Here is a 25,250-nt window from a genome sequence, read left to right on the forward strand (position 1 = left end):
TGGGGGATCTCCCTCTCAGGACCCCTACCCATCGTAGCCTTGGTAAGCCGTTACCTTACCAACTAGCTAATGGGACGCATGCTCATCTTTCACCGTTGTGACTTTAATAATCAAACCATGCGGTTTGGTTATGCTATGAGGTATTAATCCAAATTTCTCTGGGCTATCCCTCTGTGAAAGGCAGATTGCATACGCGTTACGCACCCGTGCGCCGGTCTCAAGGCCCGAAAGCCTCTACCCCTCGACTTGCATGTGTTAAGCCTGCCGCTAGCGTTCATCCTGAGCCAGGATCAAACTCTTCATCGTATATTTTAATATTATATAGTCGATGCTCTTCCTATCGGTTCTTTTCGAATCTTCCGATTCTACTGCTCTTATTCTTTTTGTTTTAAGATCTCTCTTAAAACGGCTGTCAATTCAATATGTCTACGAACGTGTCTTATTCTCTTTCCGCCTGTGTTTCAAAGCGGGTGCAAAACTAAAACTTCTTTTTGTTTCCTGCAAGAAAAATTTAAAGTTTTTTTTGAGATCTTTTCAATCCCGTTTTCTCTAATTTTTCTCCCAGTCTCTCAATGAACTTTCCGTGTTTTGCGGGGTGCAAATGTAAAAAGCATTTTCAAATCTCGCAAGCTTTTTCGAATCTTTTTTTTTTTGAAAATTTCTTTTCGCCAGATTCTCCTTTCCTGCCAGTATTTCGATGAACGCCTTCGCTGTTGCGGGTGCAAAAGTAGCACCTTTATTTACATTTACAAGCCTTTTTTTTATATAATTTCAATCTTTTTTATAAACGGCTGGTTATGCGTTTTTTACAAGGCGAAGTTTTTTTCATGATTTTGGAATTACTGGGGCTTTTAGCCGTTTTACTCTATTTTGTCTGGCTTTACCGAAAAGGCAATAAGATGCAAACCTTCGTTTTTTTACAGTTTTTTTAATCTCGAAAAGGTATTAAGATGTAAAGGTTTCTTTTTTTTCTTCGTTTTTTCTTCTGAAATGGTCTTTTATTGCCGATTTTTTCTTCTGAAAACTGATGGCCCTAGCCCCGATAGAAGCGGAAATCCTTTTTGTGGCGGGGTTCGCCGCAAAAAGATTGTAGCGGATAGCGGGAATAGCTTCTAATTAAATTGCAAATAGAAAGGCTTCGACTTCGATCAGCGAGACAATTGATATATATTATAGCTATTGGTAACTAGATAATGTTACGGATAAGACGCACTGATGCGCGTCTCTACGGAAAACTGGATCTTTAATTTATTCTATACATATATATGTATAAAAATAAACCCGACACGTTTTGGAAACTGTCGGGTTGTATAAATAAAATCTACTCTTATATATAGTATACTTATATATGTATACTTTGGTTTAAAGTGTCGATTGCTTCTTTTGTGATTTGAATACTTTTTAGTTTTGCCTGATGATCGAAGATTGGGCTTGTTACCATTAGTTCGTCGATTCTTGCGTAATCGATGAACTTTTTTAAATCGGTTACTAATTGTTCTTTGTTTCCTGTGAAAGTTCCAGCTGTCATTTGATTGACATGGAAACGTTCCTGTTCGTTCATAATGTCGTCTAATGACAGAACTGGCGGCTGTAAACCTTTGCGGTCGTTTCTAATTAAATTCAAGAACATTTGATACAGACTTGTAGACAATAGTTCTGCTTCTTCGTTTGTGTCTGCTGCAATGATATTCACACAAGCCATTGTTTTTGGTTTGTCTAAATATTCTGAAGGCTGGAAATTTTCGCGGTAGAACTCAAATGCCTGAATCATTAGTTTTGGCGCAAAGTGTCCGGCAAAGGCATAAGGCAATCCGTAAGCTGCTGCCAAAGCTGCACTGTCCATACTTGATCCTAAAATCCAGATTGGCACTTTTAAGCCTTCGGCTGGGAACGCGCGTACTTTTCCTGTTTCATTTTCGCTTGAAAAATATTCTTGAAGTTTGCTTACGTTTTGCGGAAAACGCTGTGCTTGCTCAAAAAAGTCTTTTCTGATTGCTTCTGCAGTTGGTTGATCTGTTCCTGGCGCTCTTCCTAAACCTAAATCGATTCGGTTTGGATAAAGCGTTTCCAAGGTTCCAAATTGTTCGGCAACTACTAAAGGGGAATGATTCGGAAGCATAATTCCACCAGAACCTACTCGGATATTTTTGGTCTGACTTGCTACATAACCTATCAAAACAACCGTTGCTGTACTCGCAACGTGTGCCATATTGTGATGTTCTGCAAGCCAAAATCGCTTGTATCCTAAAGTATCTGCTAATTGCGCTATGTCTTTTGTTTTGTGAAATGTTTCTGTGGCATTGCTATCCTGAGTGATGATAGCGAGGTCTAATAATGAGACTGAAATTGGGTTTTTCATATAAAAAAATGCTAGTCTACAAAATTAACTCATTTATACGGATGCCTTTTGTTTTCTAATGTTAATAGATTTATAATATTTCTAAAACATTCCAAAAATGGAATTTTTAATAATTAATTATTGTTTTACGATAATTAATTATACATTTGCAATATCAATCTAACTTTTCAATAAATGAAGACAACTCATATTGTATCCAAAATATTATTTTACTTTACCCGATTTTTGTCTGTGGTTTATTTCTTTTTGGCCGGATATTCTGTTTTTACATTAATTACGGGATTATTTTTGACTTTTAAGGACAACGGAAAGTATTTTCAGGTTTGTTATCCGTTTACAACTCATCCAATAATGTTAGGTGATTATAATCTGCCGTATATTCTTTTTGATTTTTTGGCTCCGCTGAGTTTGTACGGGCTTTTCTTTTTATTAAGCAGTAATGTATTCAAAATATTTTTTCAGCCTAAATTATTTACTCTTAACGGAATTTCTCATTTAAGGCGTTTCTATTTATCCAATTTATTAATTCCAGGTATTGTAATATTTGTGGCTTTCTTTTTTGTTCCGCTGGATAATGAAGTTTCACTTTTTATATTATTACACGGAATGCTGGGTGTTTTCGCTTACTTTTTAGCTGCCATTTTTAAACAAGGTTTAAACCTTCAGAACGAACAAGACTTATTTATATAACTATGCCAATAATTGTAAATGTTGATGTAATGCTTGCCAAACGCAAGATGCAAAGTAAAGAGTTGGCAGAAAAACTAGATATTACACCTGCCAATTTATCGATTCTAAAAACTGGAAAAGCAAAAGGAATTCGGTTTGATACTCTCGAAGCTATTTGTAAAATATTGGATTGCCAGCCTGGAGATATTTTAGAATACGTGGCAGAATAGCTTTCTTTTAAATTTTATTTCACTCTTAATAAATCGGTTTTTGAAGCCGACAGGTATTCTATTGCCTAATTTTTTCAAATCATAGTTTAATTCAATCATCAAAATCAATCAAAAAATGAACAGTTTATCAATCAAAAATCTCAGCAAAACGTATGAGAACGGCACAAAAGCGATTGCCGATTTATCGCTTGAAATTACAAACGGAATGTTTGGTTTACTCGGCCCAAACGGCGCCGGAAAATCGACTTTAATGCGAACTATTGCCGCTTTGCAGGAACCTACCTCGGGAATTATTGAATTTAACGGAATTAATATTCTGGAAAATTCAATGTTTATCAGGCAAAATCTGGGTTATCTGCCTCAGGAATTTGGTGTTTATCCTAAAATTTCTGCTTATCGTCTGCTCGATCATCTGGCAGTTTTAAAAGGAATCGTAGATAAAAAGGAACGTCAGGATCAAATTTTGTATTTATTACAGCAGACTAATTTACTACAGCATAAAGACAAAGCAGTTCATTCTTTTTCTGGCGGTATGCGTCAGCGCTTTGGAATTGCTCAGGCTTTGCTGGGAAATCCGAAGATTATTATTGTGGATGAACCAACTGCTGGACTTGATCCTGAGGAAAGAAATCGTTTCAATAATCTTTTAAGTGAAATTGGCGAAAGCATAATCGTAGTTCTATCGACTCATATTGTAGAAGACGTTCGTGATTTATGCCCTAAGATGGCCATTATCTCAAACGGAAAATTGATTTTGGAAGGAAAACCAAACGAAGCGATCGATTCTTTGAAAGATAAAATCTGGATGAAGGCGATTGAAAAAGCACAACTAAAAGAACATCAATCGAACTTTAATATCATTTCGTCCAACTTAAATTCAGGGAAAATCAATATTCACGTTTTCTCCCATCAACGCCCAGATTCTGGTTTCGAATTGATATCGCCAGATTTAAGCGATGTTTATTTTAGTGTTTTAGCTCAAAATCAACTTAAAAATTAATGTTATGCTTTCTAAATTAATTCAATTTGAATGGCATAACACCACCAGAAGCTGGACTTTTTATGCCACGTTTATCATTTATTTGGTTTCAGGATTTTTTGTGAGTGCTTTTGCGAATTTTTCTTTTTCGGGTGCTTACAAAAATAGTCCGTACGTGCTCACGTATGCGATTGGTCTAATTTCGTTGATGACGATTTTTTCGATTACACTTCAGGTCGCACAAAGTTTTTTAAAAGAATATGAAACGAAATTCGATTCGATTATTTTCTCCTCTCCTATTACTAAACTTCATTATTTAGCTCCAAAATTTATTACCGCATTTATAATCGCCGTAGTTTCTTTTGGAATGTTTATCGTGGGAATGATGGTTGGACACCAAATCTCTTGGATTCCTAAAAGCGAGATCGGTTCTTTTGAAATTATAAATTATCTCTGGCCGTATTTTGTAATTGTGATTCCGAATATTTTTCTGTGCCTTTCGATATTAACGGCTTTAGCCTGGCTTACACGAAGTAAGCTTTTAATTTATGTTGGGGGTTTATTAATCTACATCTTATATATAGCCGGTTCAATTTTTTCTAATTCGCCCATCTTTGCAAATGCTTCTCCCTCTTCGGCCAAAGCCATGTCTTTGGCTGCAAAAATAGATCCGTTTGGTTTGGCAGCTTTTTTAGAACAAACGAGATATTGGACTGCAATTGAAAAAAATACCGAACTGGTTTCGCTTTCTGGTAACTTTTTATTTAACCGATTGTTGTGGATTTCAGTTTCTCTACTTTTACTTTTTGCTTCGTATAAATTGTTTTCCTTCCGAAAAACAAAAACTAAAAATGTAAAAGTGTCAAAAATTATTTCAAAAGAAGTAAAAATCCTTTCTTCGGAAATTCCAAAAAGTGTCGAGTTCAAAACTTTCAGACACAACTTTGCTGTTTTTAGAAGTAATATCAAACTGGATATTTTTTTAGTTCTAAAAGGAATTCCGTTTTTAGTGATTGTTCTTTTATTCTCGGGATTATTGGCAATCGAAATTTCGGATGAAATTGACGGTGGAATCCGATTAGCCGAAAAAATTACGGATACAGCTTTAATGATTTCCACGATAATGGATCGCCTGCCATTTATTCTGATTTTAATTCTCCTTTTTTACAGCAGTGAATTATTAAACCGAAGCGAAAATTCGAGATTTGAAACGCTGGAAAATACAGCACCATATTCTCAATTTGTCGTTTTATTGGCAAAATTGACAGCGCTTTTTATTATTCCGTTAATCATAATTAGTATTAGTATTTTAATTGGATGCGCCTTTCAGATTGCGAATGCCAATGCTCCAATCGAAACTGGTCTTTATCTTTCTTTGTTTTATTATCTCGGATTTCCGTTGTTGTTGATTTCGATTTTGGTAATTGCTATTCAGACTTTTATTAAAAATAAATACATCGGACTTTCGGTTGCTGCTTTTGTCTGCATTCTGTTTTGTACGGGAATTGGAGAACAATTGGGAATTTCGCATCCGTTATTTCGATTCGGAGATTCTTTTAAGAGAGAATATTTTGATTTGAATGGTTTCGGAAAATACACTTTTCCGTTTCATATTTCGATGTTGTACAATTTCGGATTGGCTTTATTGCTTCTTACTTTGACAGAAATCTTATGGAAAAGAAATGCTTCAATCGTAAAAACCTTTCGAAGAAATTCATTTAATGGTATTCAAAAAGCAACATTCTACTTGGGAATTATTCTTTTTATTGGTTTTGGGAGTTATCTTTTTTATAAAACGAATATCGAATATCCGTATTTGACCGAAGAAGATCAGAATAACTGGAGCGAACAATATGAAAAGCAATTTAAAAAATACACCAATCTTGCTCAGCCCACGATTGTCTATGTAAAAAGTAAAGTTGATTTATTTCCTGAGGAAAATCGTTATGAAGTAAAAGGCACTTATGAATTGATCAATAATTCTGAAAAATCAATTAATAGTTTACTCCTATATATAGATCGAAATTCGAAACTGACTTCTGTTGAAATTCCGAATTCGAAAAACCTGGATGATGCTTCAACATTTCAGCATTATTGGTATCAATTGGAAAAACCTTTACAGCCCCAGCAGAAAATGAAAATGAGTTTTTCTTTTGAGTCTTCGTGGTCGCCATTTAAAGGTCATACTGCATTTAATTCTATAATCGAAAATGGTTCGTTTATGCGAATAAGCCGTTACTTTCCGCTTTTTGGTTATCAGGAATCGAATGAAATCAGCAGTAAAAAAGAGCGGACAAAAAGACATTTGAAACCTCAGTCGCATCTTAAAAAACTGGAAGACAAATCGAAAATTAAATATGATTTTATTGATTATGATGCTGTAGTTTCGACTTCTAAAAATCAAATGGCGATTGGCGTTGGAGATTTAATTGGGAATTGGAAAAAAGACAACCGTAATTATTTTCATTATAAATCTAACGGCAAGATTCCGTTTCGATTTGCTTTTTCTTCTGCTGAATATGAAATTCAAAAAACGAATTATAAAGGTATTTCCATTGAAGTTTTTTACGATAAAGGACATTCGAGAAATATCAAAAAACTAATTCAGGATGTAAAAAATACTCTAGATTATTGCCAAAGTAATTTTGGTAAATATCCGTATAAAACAATTCGCTATGCCGAAGTTTCTGCTTTCGCCGATGGATTTGCTGCGACTTCATATCCGTCGACGGTTTTTATGAAAGAGAATTTCGGATTCTACAGCAACCTCAACAACAAGGATAAGGAAGATGTAATTAATCAATTAACGGCGCATGAATTGTCGCATGAATGGTGGGGAAATTCACAAATTAGTCTGGAACAAAAAGAAGGAAGCTGGATTTTGACTGAAACTCTGGCGCAATACACCGAACTGATGTTGTATGAAAAAGAACATGGTTTGGAAAAGGCACTCGAAACTTTAAAAATTCATCTGGATTTATATTTGAGCAGTCGGAGTTATGATCCTGAAACGCCTTTGTATAAAACGAATTATGACACACCGCATTTACCTTATGATAAAGGAATGCTGGTGATGCATCAGCTTCGGATTTTAATTGGTGAAGAAAAAGTAAATCTGGCTTTGAAAAATTTTCTGAATCATTATAAATATCCAAATCCGTTTCCTGATTCTGAAAATTTATTAAAAGAAATTTATGCTGTAACGGATAAAAAGCTGCATTCTAAACTAGACGAAATGTTTAAGCAGATTATTACGTATTCTTCAAAAATAGAATCAGTTTCAAGTAGTAAGAAGAATGGTTTTTATGAGGTTTCTTTTAAAGTTTATTCTAAAAAGTATCAGGAAAATGCGACCGGAGAACGTAGACAAATTGATAATGATACCACTATAGATATTGGAATTTATGATGAAAACGGAAAATTATTATGTTTCCCTTTCGCTGTCAAAAACAATAAAATTGAAGGTAAAATCAAACTCAAAACAAAACCTCAACGCATTGTTATTGATCCGTTTATAATGAATATTGATACTTTTATAAAGGACAACGAAAAGGAAATTGATTAGTTTTTTTGCCATTATCCGAGCGATAGCGAACAGGCTAATCAATTCACCAATTTTTACTAATTTTTAATTTTAGTTTTTCGCAAATGCTCAAAATATAGCTCGCGATTTCAACCGCGGGACACGTTACGAATTGGGTGTAATTATATATTGTGTACCCGTGGTTGAAACTACGGGCTATGTTTGAAATAAAAACCAGTCAACAAATAGAAATTAGAGAAATTCGTGAATTGCTTCGCCTGTTCGCTATCGCTCGAGTCGTGGCAAAAAATTATTTCAGCTGAATCAAAAAAGGAAAATGATTTAAAACCTACATTTGTACATCAAAATACCAATTCGGTTTTAGCTTATATGCAAATGACACACAAAATTTTAATTATAGACGACGAAGAAAAACTGAGAAGTCTATTGGTTCGTATTATAAAATCGGAAGGATTTGAAGTTTTTGAAGCAAAAGATTTAAAGTCTGGTTTTAAAAAACTAGAGCAAACTGATATTGATGTTGTTTTATGTGATGTGAAACTGCCTGACGGAAATGGCGTTGATTTTCTTCAAAACATAAAAGGAAGTTTTCCGCTGACAGAGGTTATTCTGTTAACTGCTTTTGGGAATATTCCGGATGGTGTTCAGGCAATGAAAAATGGCGCTTTCGATTATATTGTAAAAGGCGACGACAACGACAAGATTATTCCGCTTCTTTATAAAGCGGTTGAAAAAGTGCATTTGCAAAAAAAGGTGCAGCAGCTTGAAAAACGCATCAACGATAAATATTCTTTCAATACCATTATTGGAAAATCGAAAGGAATTGAACAAGTTATTGATCTTGCCCAAAAAGTTGCCAAAACAGATTCGACTGTTTTATTGACTGGTGAAACTGGAACCGGAAAAGAAGTTTTTGCACAGGCCATTCACGAAAACAGCAATCGTGTAGGGAAATCTTTTGTGGCATTAAACTGCAGTACTTTTACAAAAGAAATTTTAGAAAGCGAACTTTTCGGTCATAAGCAAGGTGCTTTTACGGGAGCTGTAAAAGATAAGAAAGGTTTCATTGAAGAAGCAAACGGAGGAACATTATTTCTGGATGAAATTGGAGAAATGCCAATTGATCTTCAAGCCAAATTATTGCGTGTTTTAGAAACTTCCGAATATATTCCCGTTGGCGACACCACTCCGAAAAAATCAAATTTCAGATTAATTGCAGCCACGAACCGAGATTTAAAAACAGAAAGCGACGAACATCGTTTCCGTTCTGATTTGTATTTCCGTTTGAATATTTTCGAAATCAAATTGCCTTCTTTGCGAGAAAGAATTAAAGATATTCCGCTTTTGGCTAATTATTACGTGAAGCAGTTTTCTGAAAAAACGAATAAAAAAGCTTTAAATATCTCTGATGATTTTCTGCAAAAATTAGAAAATTATTCGTGGCCGGGAAATATCCGCGAACTTAAAAACATCATCGAAAGATCGGTTATTTTGAGTAATGGCGATACTTTAACTTCAGATGTTCTGCCGTATGAAATGCAACATCAGGCTGAAAATAATTCAAAACCAATGTCGGCTTTCTCGATGCAGAGTGTTGAAAAACTGCATATTCAAAAGGTTTTAAATTATACGAAAGGGAATAAAGCAGAAACGGCAAGATTATTAGAAATTGGAATTGCGACTTTGTATAGAAAGTTGGAAGAATATCAAATTCAATAACAATAACAAAATTCAATTTCAATATCAATTACAATTCTCAAAGCTTCAGAGAAGCACAATATTTATAGATTATTTATTGCCAATGAGAAAAAGCTCCAGAGGAGCGACACCTACGCAATCTGAAAAAATATGTCACCCCGCTGGGGCTCTGATAAATGTGGATTCATCATTTCTATAAATATTTCGCTCCTCTGGAGCTTGACAATAACATATCAAAACGAGAAAAGCTTATCAAAATGATAGGCTTTTTTTATGCCTGATTTTTGGCATAAAACTACATTCCTTTTATTGACAGCACTTTAGCTGTAACTCAACTTTTTCGGAACATATTTTGGCATAAGGAGGGGGAACATTAAAATTCATTCCAAATGAAAACTCAAGTTACCTCAATCTACAAACAAGCTGAACGCTTTGCCGAAATCACCAAAAAATCGATTATTTCCGGCAATATCGTGAGAGCAAAGAAATGTCTGGCTCTTGCCGAACGTTTGTTTATAACCGGAAGCATCGAAACTAAAAACGCCATTTCTAATGTGTATGTTTTTTCGGTTTCTTCTTTTATGGAAGTGCGCCACTGCAATATTTCACACCTATTTCCGCAGACACTTAAAGCGGAATATATCAAGCAGGTTAATGCCTCTGGTGTTTAATCACTTAATCGCTCCAACATAATCTAAAATCTGAATTCTAAAATCTAAAATAATATTATGATCACTTTTCTTTTACTCGGGCTAGCCGTTGTGCTGTTTGCCATTTGTTTTCTCTCTGTTGAATTCTTTGAAAAAATCTAAATCATGACTGCACTATTTATTATTTCAATCGCTGTTTTCGTGTATTTGGTTTATGTATTAATCAAACCCGAAAAATTTTAAATCATGTAAAAAGTGAAATGCTTTATGTGAAATGTAAACGCAAATTTTATTCATCAACTCATTTTACAAATCACCTCTCTCCTTTCACTAAAAAATATAAAAATTATGAACACAGAATTATTAGGCGTCATTGGTATTTTTATCCTAACTATTGTTTTAGCGATTCCTTTAGGAAAATATATTGCTAAAGTTTTCTTGGGAGATAAAACACTTCTTGACCCGATTTTCAATCCAATTGAAAAATTTATTTTTAAAATCAGCGGTATTAATTCGGCTGAAGAAATGAACTGGAAACAACACTTAAAAGCACTTTTAAGTATCAATATGGTTTGGTTCTTTCTTTGCTTTTTTGTCTTACTGTTTCAAGGGTCTTTGCCTTTAAATCCAGATAATAATCCATCTATGACGCCAGATTTGGCATTTAATACTGCCATTTCATTTTTAGTCAATTGCAACTTACAGCATTACTCAGGCGAAAGCGGGGTTTCTTACCTTTCACAAATCGTCTTGATGTTCCTTCAATTTGTTTCTGCCGGTATCGGAATGGCTGCTGCCGCAATGATTTTTACAGCAATGAAAGAAAGAACTACAGAAAAACTGGGTAATTTTTATAATTATTTCATCAAAAGCTGTACTCGTATTTTATTACCACTTTCAGCAATTGTAGCTGTAGCACTAGTATTTAGTGGTACTCCAATGACTTTTGAAGGAAAAGATGCTATTACAACACTTCAAGGCGACCATGTAGAAGTTTCTCGCGGGCCCGCTGCAGCCTTTATTGCAATTAAACATATTGGTACAAATGGTGGTGGATTTTTTGGAGCCAACTCAGCGCATCCATTAGAAAATCCAACTTATTTTACGAATGGAGTTGAGCTTTGGGCGCAAATGATTATTCCGTTTGCGATGATTTTTGCTCTTGGATTTTACCTCAACAAAAGAAAATTATCAAACATCATTTTTGGTGTAATGACAGTTGGATTTTTACTATTGGTTGTTCCAACAGTTATGAGTGAAATCAACGGAAATCCTGCTATCGAAAAAATGGGTATTGCGCAGGCAACCGGAGCAATGGAAGGAAAAGAAGTTCGGTTTGGCCCGGCAATTTCAGGTTTCTGGAGTATTGCTACAACGGTAATTTCTACAGGTTCTGTAAATAGTATGCACGATAGTTCAATGCCAATGTCTGGAGCTATGCAATTATTATCGATGATGGTAAATGCCTTTTACGGCGGATGTGGTGTTGGTATTTTGAACTACTATGTTTTCATTATTCTGGCTGTATTTATCTCCGGATTGATGGTCGGCCGAACTCCCGAATTTTTAGGCAAGAAAATCGAAGCGCGGGAAGTTAAAATTGCCGCTTTTATCGCCATTCTTCATCCTTTATTAATATTATCAGGAACTGCTTTAGCATCTTATTTTGCCGCACATGATACCGCAATGGGTTATTGGTTTAACGGAAATGCAACAGGTTGGTTAAATAATCCTGGTAATCACGGATTCTCAGAAATGTTATACGAATACACTTCAAGCGCTGCCAATAATGGTTCTGGTTTTGAAGGTTTGGGAGATAATAATCCGTTCTGGAATATCACTACAGGAATTGTATTGCTGTTAAGCCGTTTTATTCCAATCATTGGGCCATTAGCAATTGCAGGTTTACTGGCAGGTAAAAAATACATTCCAGAGAGTGCAGGAACTTTAAAAACCGACACCTCAATTTTCGGAATCATGACTTTTGCCGTAATCGCAATTATCGCTGCTTTATCGTTCTTTCCTGCGTTGGCTCTTGGACCTTTAGCGGAATTCTTTACACTAAAATAAAAATGCTGGATATTTTAAACACATAGGAACATAGAATTTTAATCTATAAAAAAGAATAAAAAGAAAACTCGTTTTCACACATAGTTAGAATAACGATTTTACCATTCGCATTTCAATATAGCCCGTGGTTTCAACCACGGGAAACGGGTTGCACGTTCACAGATTATGATATACGTTGCGTCCCAGCGGTTGAAACCGCTGGCTATATTCTATAATCTATGTGTTTTTAGCGCATAACATTTTACAAATAACATTTAACTTTTTACAAAAAAATGACAACTAATAAATCCACATCATTGTTTGAAAGTAAACAGGTAAAAGAAGCCTTAGCGCAGTCTTTTGTGAAGCTTAATCCAAAAATGATGATCAAAAATCCGGTAATGTTTACCGTAGAAATTGGAACAGCCATTATGTTTGCTGTTTGCGTTTCGATCTTAATGGGCGCAAATAACCAAGGTAGTTTTACTTATAACTTAATTGTGTTTTTAATTTTACTGGCAACACTTTTATTTGCCAATTTCGCCGAAGCAATTGCTGAAGCAAGAGGAAAAGCACAAGCCGACAGTTTACGAAAAACACGTGAAGAAACTCCGGCAAGACAAATTCTGCCAAATGGAGAAATCAAAAACATTAGTTCTTCAGCATTAAAAAAAGACGATATTTTCGTTTGCGAAGCCGGTGATTTAATTGCTGCCGATGGTGAAATTATCGAAGGTCTGGCTACAATCGACGAAAGTGCCATTACCGGAGAAAGTGCGCCTGTAATTCGTGAAGCTGGCGGAGATAAATCTTCGGTTACCGGAGGGACAAAAGTATTATCTGATAAAATTAAAGTAAAAGTTACTTCTGAACCTGGTGAAAGCTTTTTAGATAAAATGATAGCTTTGGTTGAAGGTGCGAGCCGTCAGAAAACACCAAACGAAATTGCCTTAACTATTTTATTAGCCGCATTTACTTTAATCTTCGTGATTGTGTGCGTTACGCTAAAACCGTTTGCCGACTATGCCAACGCACCCATCACGATTGCGGCTTTCATTGCTTTGTTTGTTTGTTTAATTCCAACTACAATTGGAGGTTTACTTTCTGCGATTGGTATTGCGGGAATGGACAGAGCGTTGCGTGCTAACGTAATTACAAAATCGGGTAAAGCGGTTGAAACTGCTGGGGATATTGATGTTTTACTTTTGGATAAAACAGGAACCATCACCATTGGAAACAGAAAAGCAACTAATTTTTATCCAACAAAAGGAATTTCTTTTGATGATTTCGTGAAATCGGCTGTTTTGAGTTCACTTGCTGATGATACTCCAGAAGGGAAAAGTATTCTCGAATTAAGTGAAATGTTAGATGTAAAAAGTGAAACGAAAGCGAGCTTTTTAAAAACTACTTCTGATATTTCACATACCATCAAATTTACTGCCGAAACCAGAACTTCTGGAGTCGTATTAAAAGACGGAACAAATATTAGAAAAGGTGCACAAGACGCTGCAAAAAATATTGCGCAGCAAGCCGGAAATTCTTTTCCTGAAGATACTGCCCAACAAGTTATTACCATTTCGTCTAACGGAGGAACGCCACTAGTAGTAATCAAAAACAATGAAATTCAAGGTGTTATCGAGCTTCAGGATATCATTAAAACCGGTATGAAAGAACGTTTTGAACGCTTACGCAGAATGGGAATCAAAACTGTAATGGTTACGGGTGATAATCCGCTTACGGCCAAATTTATTGCCGAAGCTGCCGGAGTTGATGATTTTATTGCCGAGGCTAAGCCTGAGGATAAAATGAATTACATTAGAAAAGAACAAGCTGAAGGACGTTTGGTTGCCATGATGGGTGACGGAACAAATGATGCTCCCGCTTTGGCTCAGGCGAATGTTGGAGTTGCCATGAACAGCGGAACTCAAGCTGCAAAAGAAGCCGGAAACATGGTCGATCTTGACAATGACCCAACGAAACTAATTGAAATCGTTGAAATTGGAAAACAGCTTTTAATGACTCGAGGTACTTTAACTACTTTTTCTATTGCAAATGACGTTGCGAAATATTTTGCTATTGTTCCTGCTCTTTTTATTACTGCGATTCCTGCGCTTCAAGGTTTAAACATCATGCATTTGCACAGCCCTGAAAGTGCCATTTTATCAGCGGTAATTTTCAACGCGATTATTATTCCAATTTTGATTCCGCTTGCGCTGAAAGGTGTTGACTATCGACCAATTGGAGCTAGTGCAATCTTAAAAAGAAACCTTTTGATTTATGGTTTGGGAGGTCTGATTGTCCCTTTTATAGGAATAAAAGTTATTGATTTACTGGTTGCCTTATTTATGTAAAAATCAAACCTGACAGGTTTTAAAAACCTGTCAGGTTTACAAAAACTCAATAAAAACATAGACTTTAGATTACTAAGCTTCAAAGAAAAAACTTAGAACCTTAGCAACTTAGTCCCTTAGAATCTCAAAAAAATGAAAAATCTATTTTCACTATTAAAACTTACCGTATTTACTTTGATTTTGTTTGCGGTTATTTATCCTTTAGCAATTTACGGAATCGCACAATTGGCTCCAAATCAAGGAAAAGGAGAAACAATTTCGGTTAACGGAAAAGTTGTTGGTTATCAAAAAATTGGTCAGAAATTCGATAAGTCGAATTATTTCTGGGGAAGACCATCAGCTGTTGATTATAATGCCGCCGGAAGTGCCGGAAGTAACAAAGGTCCAAGCAACGCTGATTATCTGGCTTTGGTTCAAAAAAGAATTGACACGCTTTTACTGGTTCATCCGTATTTGAAAAAATCTGATATTCCATCAGATATGGTTACAGCTTCAGGAAGCGGTTTAGATCCGAATATTTCTCCGCAAGGCGCTTTGATTCAGGTTAAACGAATTGCCAAAGAACGAAAACTTGATGAAGAGAAAGTGAAATCTTTGGTGGAATCTAAAATTAATTCGGCTGTTGTTGGGCCAGAAACTGTGAATGTTTTGGAATTGAATGTGGCGCTGGATGAGCTTCGCTAAAGCTCTAAGATGCTAAGGTTCTAAGATACTGAGATTCTAAGTTTTTCTCTTGCAAGGTTTTGAAAACCTTGCAAGTATGATAGACATATTAGAAATTATTGTACAGTGACCACACCGTTTGTCATTCCGAGGAACGAGGAATGTCCGCAAGCAGCTCGACAAAGATTGGCGATTAACTGTGCGGAGTTTCTAGTGTGATTTCTCCTTCGTCGAAATGACAAACTAAGCGATAAAAAATAATCTTTAAAATTAAATACCTACAAGGTTTCAAAAACCTTGCAGGAAACGGAAACGCCTTTTTACCCCAAATGCCCTAGCCCCGATAGTAGTGAAAATCCTTTTGTGCCGGGGTTCGGTACAAAAGATTGAAACGGATAGCGGGATTAGCTCCTAAAAAAATCTACTAATAAATAATTGAATACCACAAAAATGAAAAAAATAATACTTACTGCTTTAATCGCTTTTGGTTTTAGCAATTTACATGCGCAAGAAGAATCTAAAAGTCCGTTGACGTTTTCAGGATATGTAGAAACTTATTATAGCTACGATTTTGGGAAACCTGAGAATCATACTCGTCCCAGCTTTTTTTATAACTTTAATAAAAGCTATGAAGTCAACATTAATTTAGGTTTGGCAAAAGTAAATTATACGAAAGAAAATGTTCGTGGAAACTTTGCCTTAATGGCCGGAACGTATGCTGAATATAATATGTCGGCTGAACAAGGTTTGCTGAAAAATATCTACGAGGCAAATGTGGGTGTGAAAATTTCGAGAAACCATAATTTATGGATTGATGCAGGGATTATGCCTGCTCACATTGGTTTTGAAAGTGCCATTGGAAAAGACTGCCAGACTCTATCAAGAAGCATTCTGGCTGAGAATTCGCCTTATTATGAAGCGGGAGTCAAAATTGGTTATACTTCTGAATCGGGAAAATGGTACTTGGCAGCGATGTATTTGAACGGTTGGCAGAGAATTCAGAAAATCGATGGGAATCAAACTCCTGCTTTTGGAACGCAAGTTACCTACAAACCATCTGATCGGGTTGTTTTGAACTGGAGTACGTATGTTGGAAATGAACAGCCAGATATTGATAAAAAATGGCGCTATTTCAACAACTTTTATGGACAATTTAAGGTAACGGAAAAGACAAATATTACGGCTGGTTTTGATATTGGATCTCAACAATCGGCTAAAGGAAGTGATAAATATGATACTTGGTTTTCGCCCGTTTTGATTCTGCAATACAAACCAGTTGACAAGATTCAGCTTGCAGTACGAGGTGAATATTATAGTGATGAAAAAGGTGTAATTATCGCAACTGAAACCCCAAACGGTTTTAAAACTTATGGTTTTTCAGCTAACTTTGATTACTTAGTTTCTGATAATGTTATGTTTAGAATTGAAGCAAGAAATCTTTCGAGTAAAGACGAAATCTTCACCAATAAAGACAATCTTCCAACGGATACGAATACGTTTGTAACGACTTCGCTGGCGATTTCTTTCTAAACATTAAAAGATTTTTTACCATTAAGAGATTAAGAAAATTAAGTTTTAGCACCTCATTTAAATCTAGAATACAGAACATTAAGCTTAATGTTCTGTAGACTAAGAAAAGCTTAACTTCCTTAATCTCTTAATGGTTAAACCAAAAAATATGGAAAACGAAAATAATAACGCTCAGCACTTTCTAGATTTAATTCAGAAATCACGAAAGGGAAAGTTTAAAATCTACATTGGAATGAGTGCCGGTGTGGGAAAGACTTTTCGTATGCTTCAGGAAGCGCATTCGTTATTGAAAAACGGAATCGATGTAAAAATTGGCTACATTGAAACACACATGCGGAAGGAAACGCATGAATTACTTGCCGGTCTTCCGATTATTCCGAGACGGACCATTTTCTATAAAGGAAAAGAATTAGAAGAATTGGATGTTCAGGCGATTATCAATCTTCGTCCAGAAGTGGTTATTGTTGATGAATTAGCACACACAAATGTTGAGGGAAGCAAAAACGAAAAACGCTGGCAGGATGTTTTGGAAATTCTGGAAGCTGGAATAAATGTCATTTCGGCCGTTAATATTCAGCATATTGAAAGTTTAAACGAAGACGTAAAACGAATTACGAATATTGATGTTCAAGAAAGAATTCCTGATAATGTTTTGCGTCTGGCCGATGAGGTCGTGAATATCGATTTGACTTCGGAAGATTTGATTGCACGTTTAAAGGAAGGTAAAATTTATACGGCAGATAAAATTCCGACGGCTTTAACGAACTTTTTTAAATCGGAACAGATTCTGCAATTGCGTGAATTGGCTTTGAAAGAAGTAGCAAGTCAAGTGGTTCGAAAAGTAGAAAGCGAAGTACCGAATCTGCATGCTTTACGACATGAGAAACTTTTGGCCTGTATTAGCAGTAATGATAAAACGGCCAAAATTGTAATTAGAAAAGCAGCTCGCTTGGCAAGCTATTATAACGGAAGCTGGTATGTTTTGTATGTCGAAACTCCGCAGGAAAGCAGTACAAGAATTGCACTTGATAAACAAAGACATTTAATTAATAACTTTAAACTTGCCGTGCAATTAGGAGCCGAAGTTATTAAACTCGAAAATTCGAATATTGCCAATGCAATTTTGACAACCGTAGAAGAAAAACAAATTACAACTGTGTGCATCGGAAAACCGCATTTGAATTTATTTAAAGTAATTTTGTCTACAACAATTTTCAGACGTTTGCTAAACAAGCTGTCGTTATCAAATGTTGATCTTGTAATACTGTCGTAATTTTTCTAACCATTAAGATATTAAGAAAATAAAGGCTATACTTAATTTTCTCTTTGTAAGTTTCATTAAGTTCAAAAGCTTAATTTCCTTAATATCTTAATGGTTCAAATAAAAAAACTTGTTTTTAAATAAACGTCATGAGAATTAAAACCAAATTGAATCTGGGTGTTGGATTGTTATTTTTAATGATCATCATTCTCTCGTTAGTGAGTGCTTATTCTGTTTTTTTGATTAAGCAAGACACCGAGAATATTCTGAAATCCAATTATAATACTTTGGAATATTCCCGAAATATGATTTTTGCTTTAGACGGAATCAAATCGGGTTCAAAAGAGACGATTCAGAATTTTGAGGAAAATCTCGAAAAGCAGACTCAAAATATTACAGAACCAGGCGAAAAACAAGCCACTGAAAAACTGAAAGCGAGTTTTGCTCTTTTAGACAAAAACAATGCTGATGAATCTGTAAAAGCTCAGATTCGTCAGGATATTTTTGCGATTATGAAACTGAATCTGGACGCCATAAAACAGAAAAGCGATATCGCTAAACATTCGGCTGAAACGGCTAATTTGTCGATTGCCATTGTGGGAACTTTATGCTTTCTGATTGCTTTTAATTTATTGGTTAATCTACCCAATAATATTGCCAATCCGATTAGAGAATTAACGCAGAGTATTAAGGAAATTGCCAATAAAAACTATTCAGAACGTGTTCATTTTACGAGTCACAGCGAATTTGGAGATCTTGCGAAATCATTCAATACCATGGCGCAAAAGCTGGAAGAATATCATGATAGTAATGTTTATAAACTTCTTTTTGAGAAGAAACGACTGGAAACGCTGATCAATAATATGAATGATCCTATTATTGGTTTGGATAACGAAGGAATTGTTTTGTTTGTGAATGATGAAGCGCTGAAAATTATCGGTCTAAAATCGGAAGATATTATTGGAAAACCTGCATCTAAATTAGCCGTTTCCAATGATTTAATTCGTTCTTTGATTCTGAAAGAAACTGAAACTCCTAAAAAACAGGCTCTCAAAATTTTTGCTCACGGAAAAGAAAGTTATTTCGAAAAAGAGATTCACAATATCACAATAACGCCAACTGGTGAAGAAAAAGAAATTAATATTGGCGATGTCATTATTCTTCGAAATATTACGCTTTTTAAAGAATTGGATTTTGCTAAAACGAATTTTATTGCCACCGTTTCGCATGAATTAAAAACACCAATTGCTTCTATAAAATTAAGTCTTCAATTGCTTGAAAATGCTAAAACGGGCAATATGAACGACGACCAAAAACAATTGGTTGAAAGTATAAAAGATGACAGTCAGCGTTTGTTGAAAATTACAGGTGAATTACTGAATTTATCACAATTGGAAACTGGAAATATTCAGCTGAATATTGGAAAAAGCAATCCACAGGAAATTGTGAAATATGCCGTAGAAGCTGTAAAAGTTCAAGCAGATCAAAAACAGATTCTGTTAGTTGTTGATGCCAATGAAAATCTCAAAAACGTAAAAGCAGATGCTGAAAAAACAGGCTGGGTTTTAATTAATTATTTATCGAATGCCATTAGATATTCGTCTGAAAAAAGCACAATTCTTATTAAATTAAAAGAAGAAAATAATCAAATGTTTTTTCAGGTTATTGATACAGGAAAAGGAATTGATGCAAGATATAAAGACAGGGTTTTTGATAAATATTTTCAAGTTCCGGGAAGTCAAAAATCTGGAACAGGATTGGGATTAGCCATTAGCAAAGAATTTATTGAAGCCCAAAACGGAAGTGTTGGGGTCGAGAGTAATTTAGGATTGGGAAGCACATTTTGGTTTTCGTTGAAAGTTTAGATTTTTTTGCCACAAAGACACTAAGTCGCAAAGTTTTTTTAAGCCACAGATTGCACAGATTAAAAGGATTTTTAATGGCTTTGTCTAAATTTAATTATTTGTATCAATTTATTGCATCTGTCAGTCTGAGCGAAGTAGAAGACCTTTTGTACTGTAAAGCCCTTCGACTTCGCTCAGGGTGACACTCAGAATAATAAAAAATAAGCCAATCTTAATTCAATTACCTCATTTAAAACCAACAAATTAATATTCCCTTAAGGTTCAATTAAGCCCAAAATACCTGCGTCGAACATTCGTTAATTTTGTACAATATAACGACTAAGAAAATGTTCCACAAAACGATTTCCCTACTATTTCTATTCGGATTATTTTCTGTAAATGCACAGCAAAATGATTCGATTACAAAAATTGACAGTACTTCGCATCAGCTAAAATTCAATTACAAACAATTGATTATTCCTGGTGTATTAATTGGGTATGGTGTTATTGGACTTGAAAGCGATCAGCTGTTAAGCTTCAATTCGCAAATCAAAAAAGAAGTTACTGAAGACATTGACGAGAAAGTTACAATTGATGATTTTTCTCAATATGCGCCTGCTGCATCGGTTTATGCATTGAATGCTTTTGGCGTAAAAGGCAAAAACAATATGCGTGACCGCTCTGTGATATTGGTGACTTCGTATGCAATTATGGCTACAACGGTTTTAGGTTTAAAATCAATTTCACATGTAGAAAGGCCCGACGGAAGTTCAAACAACTCCTTCCCTTCCGGACATACTGCTACTGCATTTATGGGTGCCGAATTTTTATATCAAGAATATAAAGACAAATCAATTTGGTACGGAATTGCAGGTTACGCCGTTGCAACAGGAACTGGCCTTTTCAGAATTTACAATAACCGTCATTGGCTGACCGATGTCGCTGCTGGAGCTGGAATCGGGATTTTGAGTACGAAAATTGCCTATTGGATTAATCCGTATATCACTAAAAAATTGTTCAAATCATCAGCCGAAAATAAATCTACTTCTATGATAATGCCCTTTTATAATGGACAGCAATATGGTTTAGGATTTGCTAAGGTTTTTTAATTTATAATTTGTCATAAAATGCTATTATTCTTTATTTAATATTTTAAGTTTGTTAGAAAAACAAATCAAAAATTAAATGAGTTATATAGTTGTAGACATAGAATCAGACGGACCAATTCCTGGAGATTATTCCATGATATGCTTTGGTGCTGTGCTTGTAAATGAAAAGTTAGATAAAACTTTTTATGGAAAATTAAAACCTATTTCCGATAAGTTTGATCCGCAAGCTTTAGCAATTTCAGGTTTCGACAGAGAAACAACTTTAGAATTTGATGATCCAGAAGAGGTAATGCTAAATTTTGAAGAATGGATAAAAGAAAATTCAAAAGGAAGACCAATATTTATTAGCGATAATAATGGTTTTGACTGGATGTTCATTTGCTGGTATTTTCATCATTTTTTGAATAGAAATCCTTTTGGATATTCATCAAGAAGAATAGGTGATTTATACTGTGGTTTAGCAAATGATACTTTCGCTCAATGGAAACATCTTCGAAAAACAGAACATACGCATAATCCCGTTGATGATGCCATGGGAAATGCTGAAGCATTATTGCATATGAAAAATGAAATGCAACTGAAAATTGATTTAAAATAAACTCCAGAATTAAAGATTCATTTCCATAATCGGCATAAATCTATTTTTTATTGAAGTTTCAAATTCACCGATTTTTGTAAATCCGATTTTCTGGTAAAATTGTTCGGCATTTGGTTCTGAATCTAAAATGATTTTCTGGCATTTTTCATTTCGCATTCTTTCCAAAAAATCATTCATTAGAAAAGAACCAAATCCTTTTCCTATATATTCAGGTAAAATAAATAAGTTATCCAATTTTACCTGATTACTTTCTAATCTTAAATATGAATAATAACCAACAATCTGATTCTCATCAACCAAATTAAAAGCAGGATTTGTTTCGATATAATCTATCGTGATCGTTAGACTTTTACTCCATTTCTCCATTTGCTCATCCGAATATCCCCAATACGCTTTTGACTTTTTGGTGATTTCCGTTAAACGGATATGATCTTCGATTTTGGTTTTTTGGATGTTCATTTAAAATATCGGTCTAAAGTAATTTTCTATTTTCGACAATTGCTTTTTCATATTCGATTGAATCCATTTTCTGTAAATTATCAATCAAATAATCTATTTGTGCTAAACCAATTTCTTTATATCTTTTGATATCCTCTTCGCTTAATTTAATTTCTCTTTGAACATCTGCTATTCCGCCTAAAAAGCACCACAGAAAATATTCTTCATTAAACACTCGAAATATAAAATTCCAATCTTCAAAATACAAAATCTGTCCTTCTATAGCTGTAAAATCTAAATAATTTTCAGCATATCTAAAACCTTCAAAAGCTTTGTTTGTAATTCGAATACTGATAAAACTCTTTTTACTGATTATTTCATTAATCTCTTCAACAGTCTTATCGTCAACACGATATAAAAATCGGAGTTCGTCCAGAAATTCTTCATCACTAATAAAACCAATAACTCTTAGAAACTTGTGAAATCGTTTATCCCATTCTGCAAGTGTTAATTCTGTTCTTGTTATAAAACTCACTGTGCCTGTATAAACAATAAATATCATTACTCTTAATTTCTATAGTTAATGAACCTCTAGGTATTCGAAGTATTATTCTTAATCTCTCGAACTTCACGTTTCAATTCTAAAAGCAAATCTTTCATTGCTCCGGTTTCTGTCATTTCTTGTTTTTTATCCGAACGGCCAATATTACATTCATATTCCCAAATCTCCAAAATATCAGAAGCTTTCACTTCATAATTCGGATAAAAACTGTTATCAGATTCTAAAACCAAAGAGTTCTTTTTGTTTTTATTCAGACGCTTATACACCATTCCTTCATTTTTAGTAATCAGAATATAGGTTTTGCCATCCATCACCTCTCCTAGTTTTTCTACATAACGACCAATAATGATAGAACCGTCTTCGTGTGGAGGCATTGAATCGCCTTCAACGGGAAATCCGCGATGTTTTCCAGGTCCTAAAAACGGAAGTGTAATTTGCTGTAAACTTTCAATATATTCAGGATCAGCATATCCGTTCAAATATCCTGCTTTTGCTTTTTGAGATACAATTTCAATAAAATTTTCTCCAAAACTATCCACTTGAATGGGCAAAATAAGTCGATTGCCTTCCAGTTTTATCAAATTTTGCACATCAATTTTACGGATATCGACCGATAATATCAAGTCAATACTCATGTGAAAATATAATGCAATCTTCTTTAGAATATCATACGGTGCTTCCGAAGTTCCGTCTTCGTATTTCACGTATCTTCCTCTTGTAATACTAAGGTTTTCAGCTAATTTCTCCTGTGATATTTTATGCTTAACCCTTAACGCTCTGATGTTGTCTGAAAATAAGGACATAATAAATTTGTTATAATTTGGAACAGCAAATATACGTAAAATGTTCTAATCTGTACTAATTTTGCTTTATACAAAGAATTATTTTTTTGAAGTGATTACGAAATTAAACAATATAAATACCACTAAATCAATTGAACTATACTTTCCAGACATAAGTACGGAAGTAAAACTGCCTTTTTTTGACGTTGGTATCAGCGCTGGTTTTCCTTCGCCTGCTGATGACTTTATTGAATTATCTATTGATCTCAACAAAGAATTCATCAAACATAAATACACCACTTATTTTGCCAGAGTAAAAGGACATTCTATGAAAAATGTAGGCATCAATGACGGTGACTTATTGATTATTGATAAAAGCCTTGAACCGCAGAATAATAAAATTGCTGTTTGTCAAATCGATGGGGAATTTACTGTAAAACGCATCAGAATAGAAAAAGAGATTATCTGGCTTATTGCCGAAAATGAAGATTATCAGCCTATAAAAGTAACTCCTGAAAATAATTTTCTAATCTGGGGAATTGTAACTCATAGTATCAAAACTTTTTGAATTTAATGTCACGCTGAGCGAAGTCGAAGCGCTTTATAGCATAAATGGTCTTCGACTTCGCTCAGACGGACAAAATAGAACAAAAACACATTTAGAAATGTTTGCTTTAGTCGATTGTAATAATTTTTATGCTTCTTGCCAAAGAGTATTTGAACCGCATTTAAGAGGAAAACCTATTGTTATTCTCTCCAATAATGACGGCTGTGTTATTTCGCGTTCTGATGAAGCTAAAGCTTTAGGTATACCAATGGCAATTCCTGCTTTTAAATACGAATCTATTTTTAAGGAAAAGAACATTTTTGTTTATTCTTCAAATTATCCGCTCTATGGAGATATGAGCAATCGGGTAATGAATTTGCTTCGAACTTACACGCATGAAATTGAAATTTACAGTATTGACGAAGCTTTTCTAAAGTTTTCGGGTTACGATTTATTTGATCTGAACACACTTGGCTTAAAAATGCGTAAAGAGGTCACACAAGGAACAGGTATTCCCGTAAGTGTAGGTTTTGCGCCCACCAAAGCGTTAGCCAAAATGGCGAATAAAATTGCTCGAAAATTTGCCGATCGCACACAGAATGTTTATTCCATTGATTCTGAAGAAAAAAGAATCAAAGCCCTAAAATGGACTAAAATTGAAGATGTTTGGGGAATTGGGAGAAAACTTGCTAAAAGACTTAAAGCAAAAAAAATTAACACAGCTTATGAATTTACCCAACTTCCTGATGCTTGGGTAAGAAAAGAAATGTCTGTAGTTGGGCTTCGTTTAAAACATGAATTAGAAGGGAAACCAACTTTAGAATTAGAGGAAGCGTCAGACCGAAAAATGATTGCCACAACAAGATCTTTCGAAAAAAGATATACTACTTATGAAGAAATATCAGAGCGAATCAGCACATTTACAGCTTCTTGTGCCGAGAAATTAAGAAGACAGAATTGTCATTGCAATATGGTAACTGTTTTTATACAGACTAGTTTTATAAAAAACGAAGAATCTCATTATTCAAGAAGCATTACAATCACAACAGATTTTCCAACCAATTCTACAATAGAACTTAATACGGTTGCTCAAAAAGGATTTAAAGCTATTTTTAAAAAGGGCTATCGCTATAAAAAAGCAGGTGTAATTGTAATGGGTTTAACACCAAATAGCGAAACACAGCTGAATTTATTCAACACTTCAAACCCTAAACATCAACCTTTAATGAAGGTAATTGATGAAATGAATCGGAGTTATGGCAACAATAAAATTAAATTCGGCGTGCAATCTTTAGGACGACAATGGAAAATGAAACAAAATAGATTATCCCCTAAATTTTCTACTCTCCTTAAAGATGTTATTACAGTTAAAGTTTAATCAAACAAC

At 34.6% G+C, this 25,250-nt stretch carries 21 protein-coding genes and 1 rRNA gene; 17 read left to right on the forward strand and 5 right to left on the reverse strand.

Annotated features, from left to right (window positions below; translation table 11 throughout):
* Together NCC77_RS00005 and NCC77_RS00010 are read right to left on the reverse strand one after the other, a co-directional pair.
* Positions 1-306 (reverse strand): 16S ribosomal RNA (locus tag NCC77_RS00005); the annotation flags it as partial.
* Positions 307-1,342: 1,036 nt separating this feature from the next.
* Positions 1,343-2,359: an LLM class flavin-dependent oxidoreductase gene (locus NCC77_RS00010; RefSeq protein WP_250833837.1), complete on the reverse strand. Its 1,017-nt coding sequence runs from the start codon at positions 2,357-2,359 to the stop codon at positions 1,343-1,345.
* A 174-nt stretch (positions 2,360-2,533) separates the two neighbouring features.
* Here NCC77_RS00010 and NCC77_RS00015 point away from each other — a divergent pair, with 174 nt between their 5' ends.
* The 15 genes from NCC77_RS00015 to NCC77_RS00085 all read left to right on the forward strand — a co-directional run bounded on the left by NCC77_RS00015 (position 2,534) and on the right by NCC77_RS00085 (position 21,534).
* Positions 2,534-3,049, forward strand: coding sequence for a DUF2975 domain-containing protein (locus tag NCC77_RS00015; protein WP_250833838.1), 516 nt, complete (start codon positions 2,534-2,536; stop codon positions 3,047-3,049).
* Positions 3,050-3,051: 2 nt separating this feature from the next.
* The gene (locus NCC77_RS00020) at positions 3,052-3,258 is read left to right on the forward strand and encodes a helix-turn-helix domain-containing protein (protein WP_012024053.1); all 207 of its coding nucleotides are present in this window, start codon (positions 3,052-3,054) and stop codon (positions 3,256-3,258) included.
* A 115-nt stretch (positions 3,259-3,373) separates the two neighbouring features.
* A complete protein-coding gene (locus NCC77_RS00025) occupies positions 3,374-4,258 on the forward strand; it encodes an ABC transporter ATP-binding protein (protein ID WP_250833839.1) in 885 nt (294 codons plus the stop codon).
* 4 nt (positions 4,259-4,262) lie between these two features.
* Complete coding sequence (locus NCC77_RS00030) at positions 4,263-7,802, forward strand: ABC transporter permease/M1 family aminopeptidase (RefSeq protein ID WP_250833840.1); 3,540 nt, start codon at positions 4,263-4,265, stop codon at positions 7,800-7,802.
* Positions 7,803-8,156: 354 nt separating this feature from the next.
* Entirely contained in the window at positions 8,157-9,500 is a 1,344-nt protein-coding gene (locus NCC77_RS00035) for a sigma-54-dependent transcriptional regulator (protein WP_250833841.1), read from the forward strand.
* 368 nt (positions 9,501-9,868) lie between these two features.
* On the forward strand, positions 9,869-10,150 hold the full coding sequence (locus NCC77_RS00040) for a DUF7674 family protein (RefSeq protein ID WP_071636641.1): 282 nt from the start codon (positions 9,869-9,871) through the stop codon (positions 10,148-10,150).
* A 144-nt stretch (positions 10,151-10,294) separates the two neighbouring features.
* On the forward strand, positions 10,295-10,372 hold the full coding sequence (kdpF, locus tag NCC77_RS00045; RefSeq protein WP_081909388.1) for a K(+)-transporting ATPase subunit F: 78 nt from the start codon (positions 10,295-10,297) through the stop codon (positions 10,370-10,372).
* 105 nt (positions 10,373-10,477) lie between these two features.
* A complete protein-coding gene (gene kdpA / locus NCC77_RS00050) occupies positions 10,478-12,199 on the forward strand; it encodes a potassium-transporting ATPase subunit KdpA (protein ID WP_250833842.1) in 1,722 nt (573 codons plus the stop codon).
* 272 nt (positions 12,200-12,471) lie between these two features.
* Complete coding sequence (gene kdpB / locus NCC77_RS00055) at positions 12,472-14,529, forward strand: potassium-transporting ATPase subunit KdpB (RefSeq protein ID WP_250833843.1); 2,058 nt, start codon at positions 12,472-12,474, stop codon at positions 14,527-14,529.
* 132 nt (positions 14,530-14,661) lie between these two features.
* Positions 14,662-15,213: a K(+)-transporting ATPase subunit C gene (locus NCC77_RS00060; protein ID WP_250833844.1), complete on the forward strand. Its 552-nt coding sequence runs from the start codon at positions 14,662-14,664 to the stop codon at positions 15,211-15,213.
* A 429-nt stretch (positions 15,214-15,642) separates the two neighbouring features.
* Positions 15,643-16,722 (forward strand): porin, encoded by a 1,080-nt coding sequence (locus tag NCC77_RS00065; protein ID WP_250833845.1) that lies wholly within the window; start codon positions 15,643-15,645, stop codon positions 16,720-16,722.
* Between the two features lie 148 nt (positions 16,723-16,870).
* The gene (locus NCC77_RS00070; RefSeq protein ID WP_250833846.1) at positions 16,871-17,995 is read left to right on the forward strand and encodes a sensor protein KdpD; all 1,125 of its coding nucleotides are present in this window, start codon (positions 16,871-16,873) and stop codon (positions 17,993-17,995) included.
* A 137-nt stretch (positions 17,996-18,132) separates the two neighbouring features.
* On the forward strand, positions 18,133-19,848 hold the full coding sequence (locus tag NCC77_RS00075; protein ID WP_250833847.1) for an ATP-binding protein: 1,716 nt from the start codon (positions 18,133-18,135) through the stop codon (positions 19,846-19,848).
* A gap of 326 nt (positions 19,849-20,174) precedes the next feature.
* Positions 20,175-20,936 (forward strand): phosphatase PAP2 family protein, encoded by a 762-nt coding sequence (locus NCC77_RS00080; protein ID WP_250833848.1) that lies wholly within the window; start codon positions 20,175-20,177, stop codon positions 20,934-20,936.
* A gap of 76 nt (positions 20,937-21,012) precedes the next feature.
* Positions 21,013-21,534, forward strand: a complete 522-nt coding sequence (locus NCC77_RS00085) for a 3'-5' exonuclease (protein ID WP_250833849.1) — start codon at positions 21,013-21,015, stop codon at positions 21,532-21,534.
* 9 nt (positions 21,535-21,543) lie between these two features.
* On the opposite strand, the gene NCC77_RS00090 is transcribed toward NCC77_RS00085, so the two are convergent.
* The 3 genes from NCC77_RS00090 to NCC77_RS00100 are packed head-to-tail and all read right to left on the reverse strand — an operon-like array spanning position 21,544 to position 23,337.
* Positions 21,544-21,993, reverse strand: coding sequence for a GNAT family N-acetyltransferase (locus NCC77_RS00090; RefSeq protein WP_250833850.1), 450 nt, complete (start codon positions 21,991-21,993; stop codon positions 21,544-21,546).
* 13 nt (positions 21,994-22,006) lie between these two features.
* A complete protein-coding gene (locus NCC77_RS00095) occupies positions 22,007-22,534 on the reverse strand; it encodes a hypothetical protein (protein ID WP_250833851.1) in 528 nt (175 codons plus the stop codon).
* A 29-nt stretch (positions 22,535-22,563) separates the two neighbouring features.
* On the reverse strand, positions 22,564-23,337 hold the full coding sequence (locus NCC77_RS00100) for an XRE family transcriptional regulator (RefSeq protein ID WP_095928784.1): 774 nt from the start codon (positions 23,335-23,337) through the stop codon (positions 22,564-22,566).
* 91 nt (positions 23,338-23,428) lie between these two features.
* Here NCC77_RS00100 and NCC77_RS00105 point away from each other — a divergent pair, with 91 nt between their 5' ends.
* Entirely contained in the window at positions 23,429-23,884 is a 456-nt protein-coding gene (locus tag NCC77_RS00105) for a LexA family protein (protein ID WP_250833852.1), read from the forward strand.
* A gap of 97 nt (positions 23,885-23,981) precedes the next feature.
* A complete protein-coding gene (locus tag NCC77_RS00110; RefSeq protein ID WP_250833853.1) occupies positions 23,982-25,241 on the forward strand; it encodes a Y-family DNA polymerase in 1,260 nt (419 codons plus the stop codon).
* Positions 25,242-25,250 lie beyond the last annotated feature (9 nt).

It is taken from the genome of Flavobacterium tyrosinilyticum (assembly GCF_023656565.1).
Classification (GTDB): Bacteria; Bacteroidota; Bacteroidia; order Flavobacteriales; family Flavobacteriaceae; genus Flavobacterium; species Flavobacterium tyrosinilyticum.

Excerpts from the sequence above, each read along its gene's own strand:
- NCC77_RS00095 (WP_250833851.1), bottom strand. The coding sequence starts at position 22,534 with ATGATATTTATTGTTTATACAGGCACAGTGAGTTTTATAACAAGAACA.
- NCC77_RS00080 (WP_250833848.1), top strand. The coding sequence starts at position 20,175 with ATGTTCCACAAAACGATTTCCCTACTATTTCTATTCGGATTATTTTCT.
- NCC77_RS00090 (WP_250833850.1), bottom strand. The coding sequence starts at position 21,993 with ATGAACATCCAAAAAACCAAAATCGAAGATCATATCCGTTTAACGGAA.
- NCC77_RS00015 (WP_250833838.1), top strand. The coding sequence starts at position 2,534 with ATGAAGACAACTCATATTGTATCCAAAATATTATTTTACTTTACCCGA.
- NCC77_RS00030 (WP_250833840.1), top strand. The coding sequence starts at position 4,263 with ATGCTTTCTAAATTAATTCAATTTGAATGGCATAACACCACCAGAAGC.
- NCC77_RS00025 (WP_250833839.1), top strand. The coding sequence starts at position 3,374 with ATGAACAGTTTATCAATCAAAAATCTCAGCAAAACGTATGAGAACGGC.
- NCC77_RS00075 (WP_250833847.1), top strand. The coding sequence starts at position 18,133 with ATGAGAATTAAAACCAAATTGAATCTGGGTGTTGGATTGTTATTTTTA.
- NCC77_RS00065 (WP_250833845.1), top strand. The coding sequence starts at position 15,643 with ATGAAAAAAATAATACTTACTGCTTTAATCGCTTTTGGTTTTAGCAAT.
- NCC77_RS00040 (WP_071636641.1), top strand. The coding sequence starts at position 9,869 with ATGAAAACTCAAGTTACCTCAATCTACAAACAAGCTGAACGCTTTGCC.
- NCC77_RS00060 (WP_250833844.1), top strand. The coding sequence starts at position 14,662 with ATGAAAAATCTATTTTCACTATTAAAACTTACCGTATTTACTTTGATT.
- kdpA (WP_250833842.1), top strand. The coding sequence starts at position 10,478 with ATGAACACAGAATTATTAGGCGTCATTGGTATTTTTATCCTAACTATT.
- NCC77_RS00110 (WP_250833853.1), top strand. The coding sequence starts at position 23,982 with ATGTTTGCTTTAGTCGATTGTAATAATTTTTATGCTTCTTGCCAAAGA.
- NCC77_RS00020 (WP_012024053.1), top strand. The coding sequence starts at position 3,052 with ATGCCAATAATTGTAAATGTTGATGTAATGCTTGCCAAACGCAAGATG.
- NCC77_RS00010 (WP_250833837.1), bottom strand. The coding sequence starts at position 2,359 with ATGAAAAACCCAATTTCAGTCTCATTATTAGACCTCGCTATCATCACT.
- NCC77_RS00070 (WP_250833846.1), top strand. The coding sequence starts at position 16,871 with ATGGAAAACGAAAATAATAACGCTCAGCACTTTCTAGATTTAATTCAG.
- NCC77_RS00035 (WP_250833841.1), top strand. The coding sequence starts at position 8,157 with ATGACACACAAAATTTTAATTATAGACGACGAAGAAAAACTGAGAAGT.
- NCC77_RS00085 (WP_250833849.1), top strand. The coding sequence starts at position 21,013 with ATGAGTTATATAGTTGTAGACATAGAATCAGACGGACCAATTCCTGGA.
- kdpF (WP_081909388.1), top strand. The coding sequence starts at position 10,295 with ATGACTGCACTATTTATTATTTCAATCGCTGTTTTCGTGTATTTGGTT.
- kdpB (WP_250833843.1), top strand. The coding sequence starts at position 12,472 with ATGACAACTAATAAATCCACATCATTGTTTGAAAGTAAACAGGTAAAA.
- NCC77_RS00100 (WP_095928784.1), bottom strand. The coding sequence starts at position 23,337 with ATGTCCTTATTTTCAGACAACATCAGAGCGTTAAGGGTTAAGCATAAA.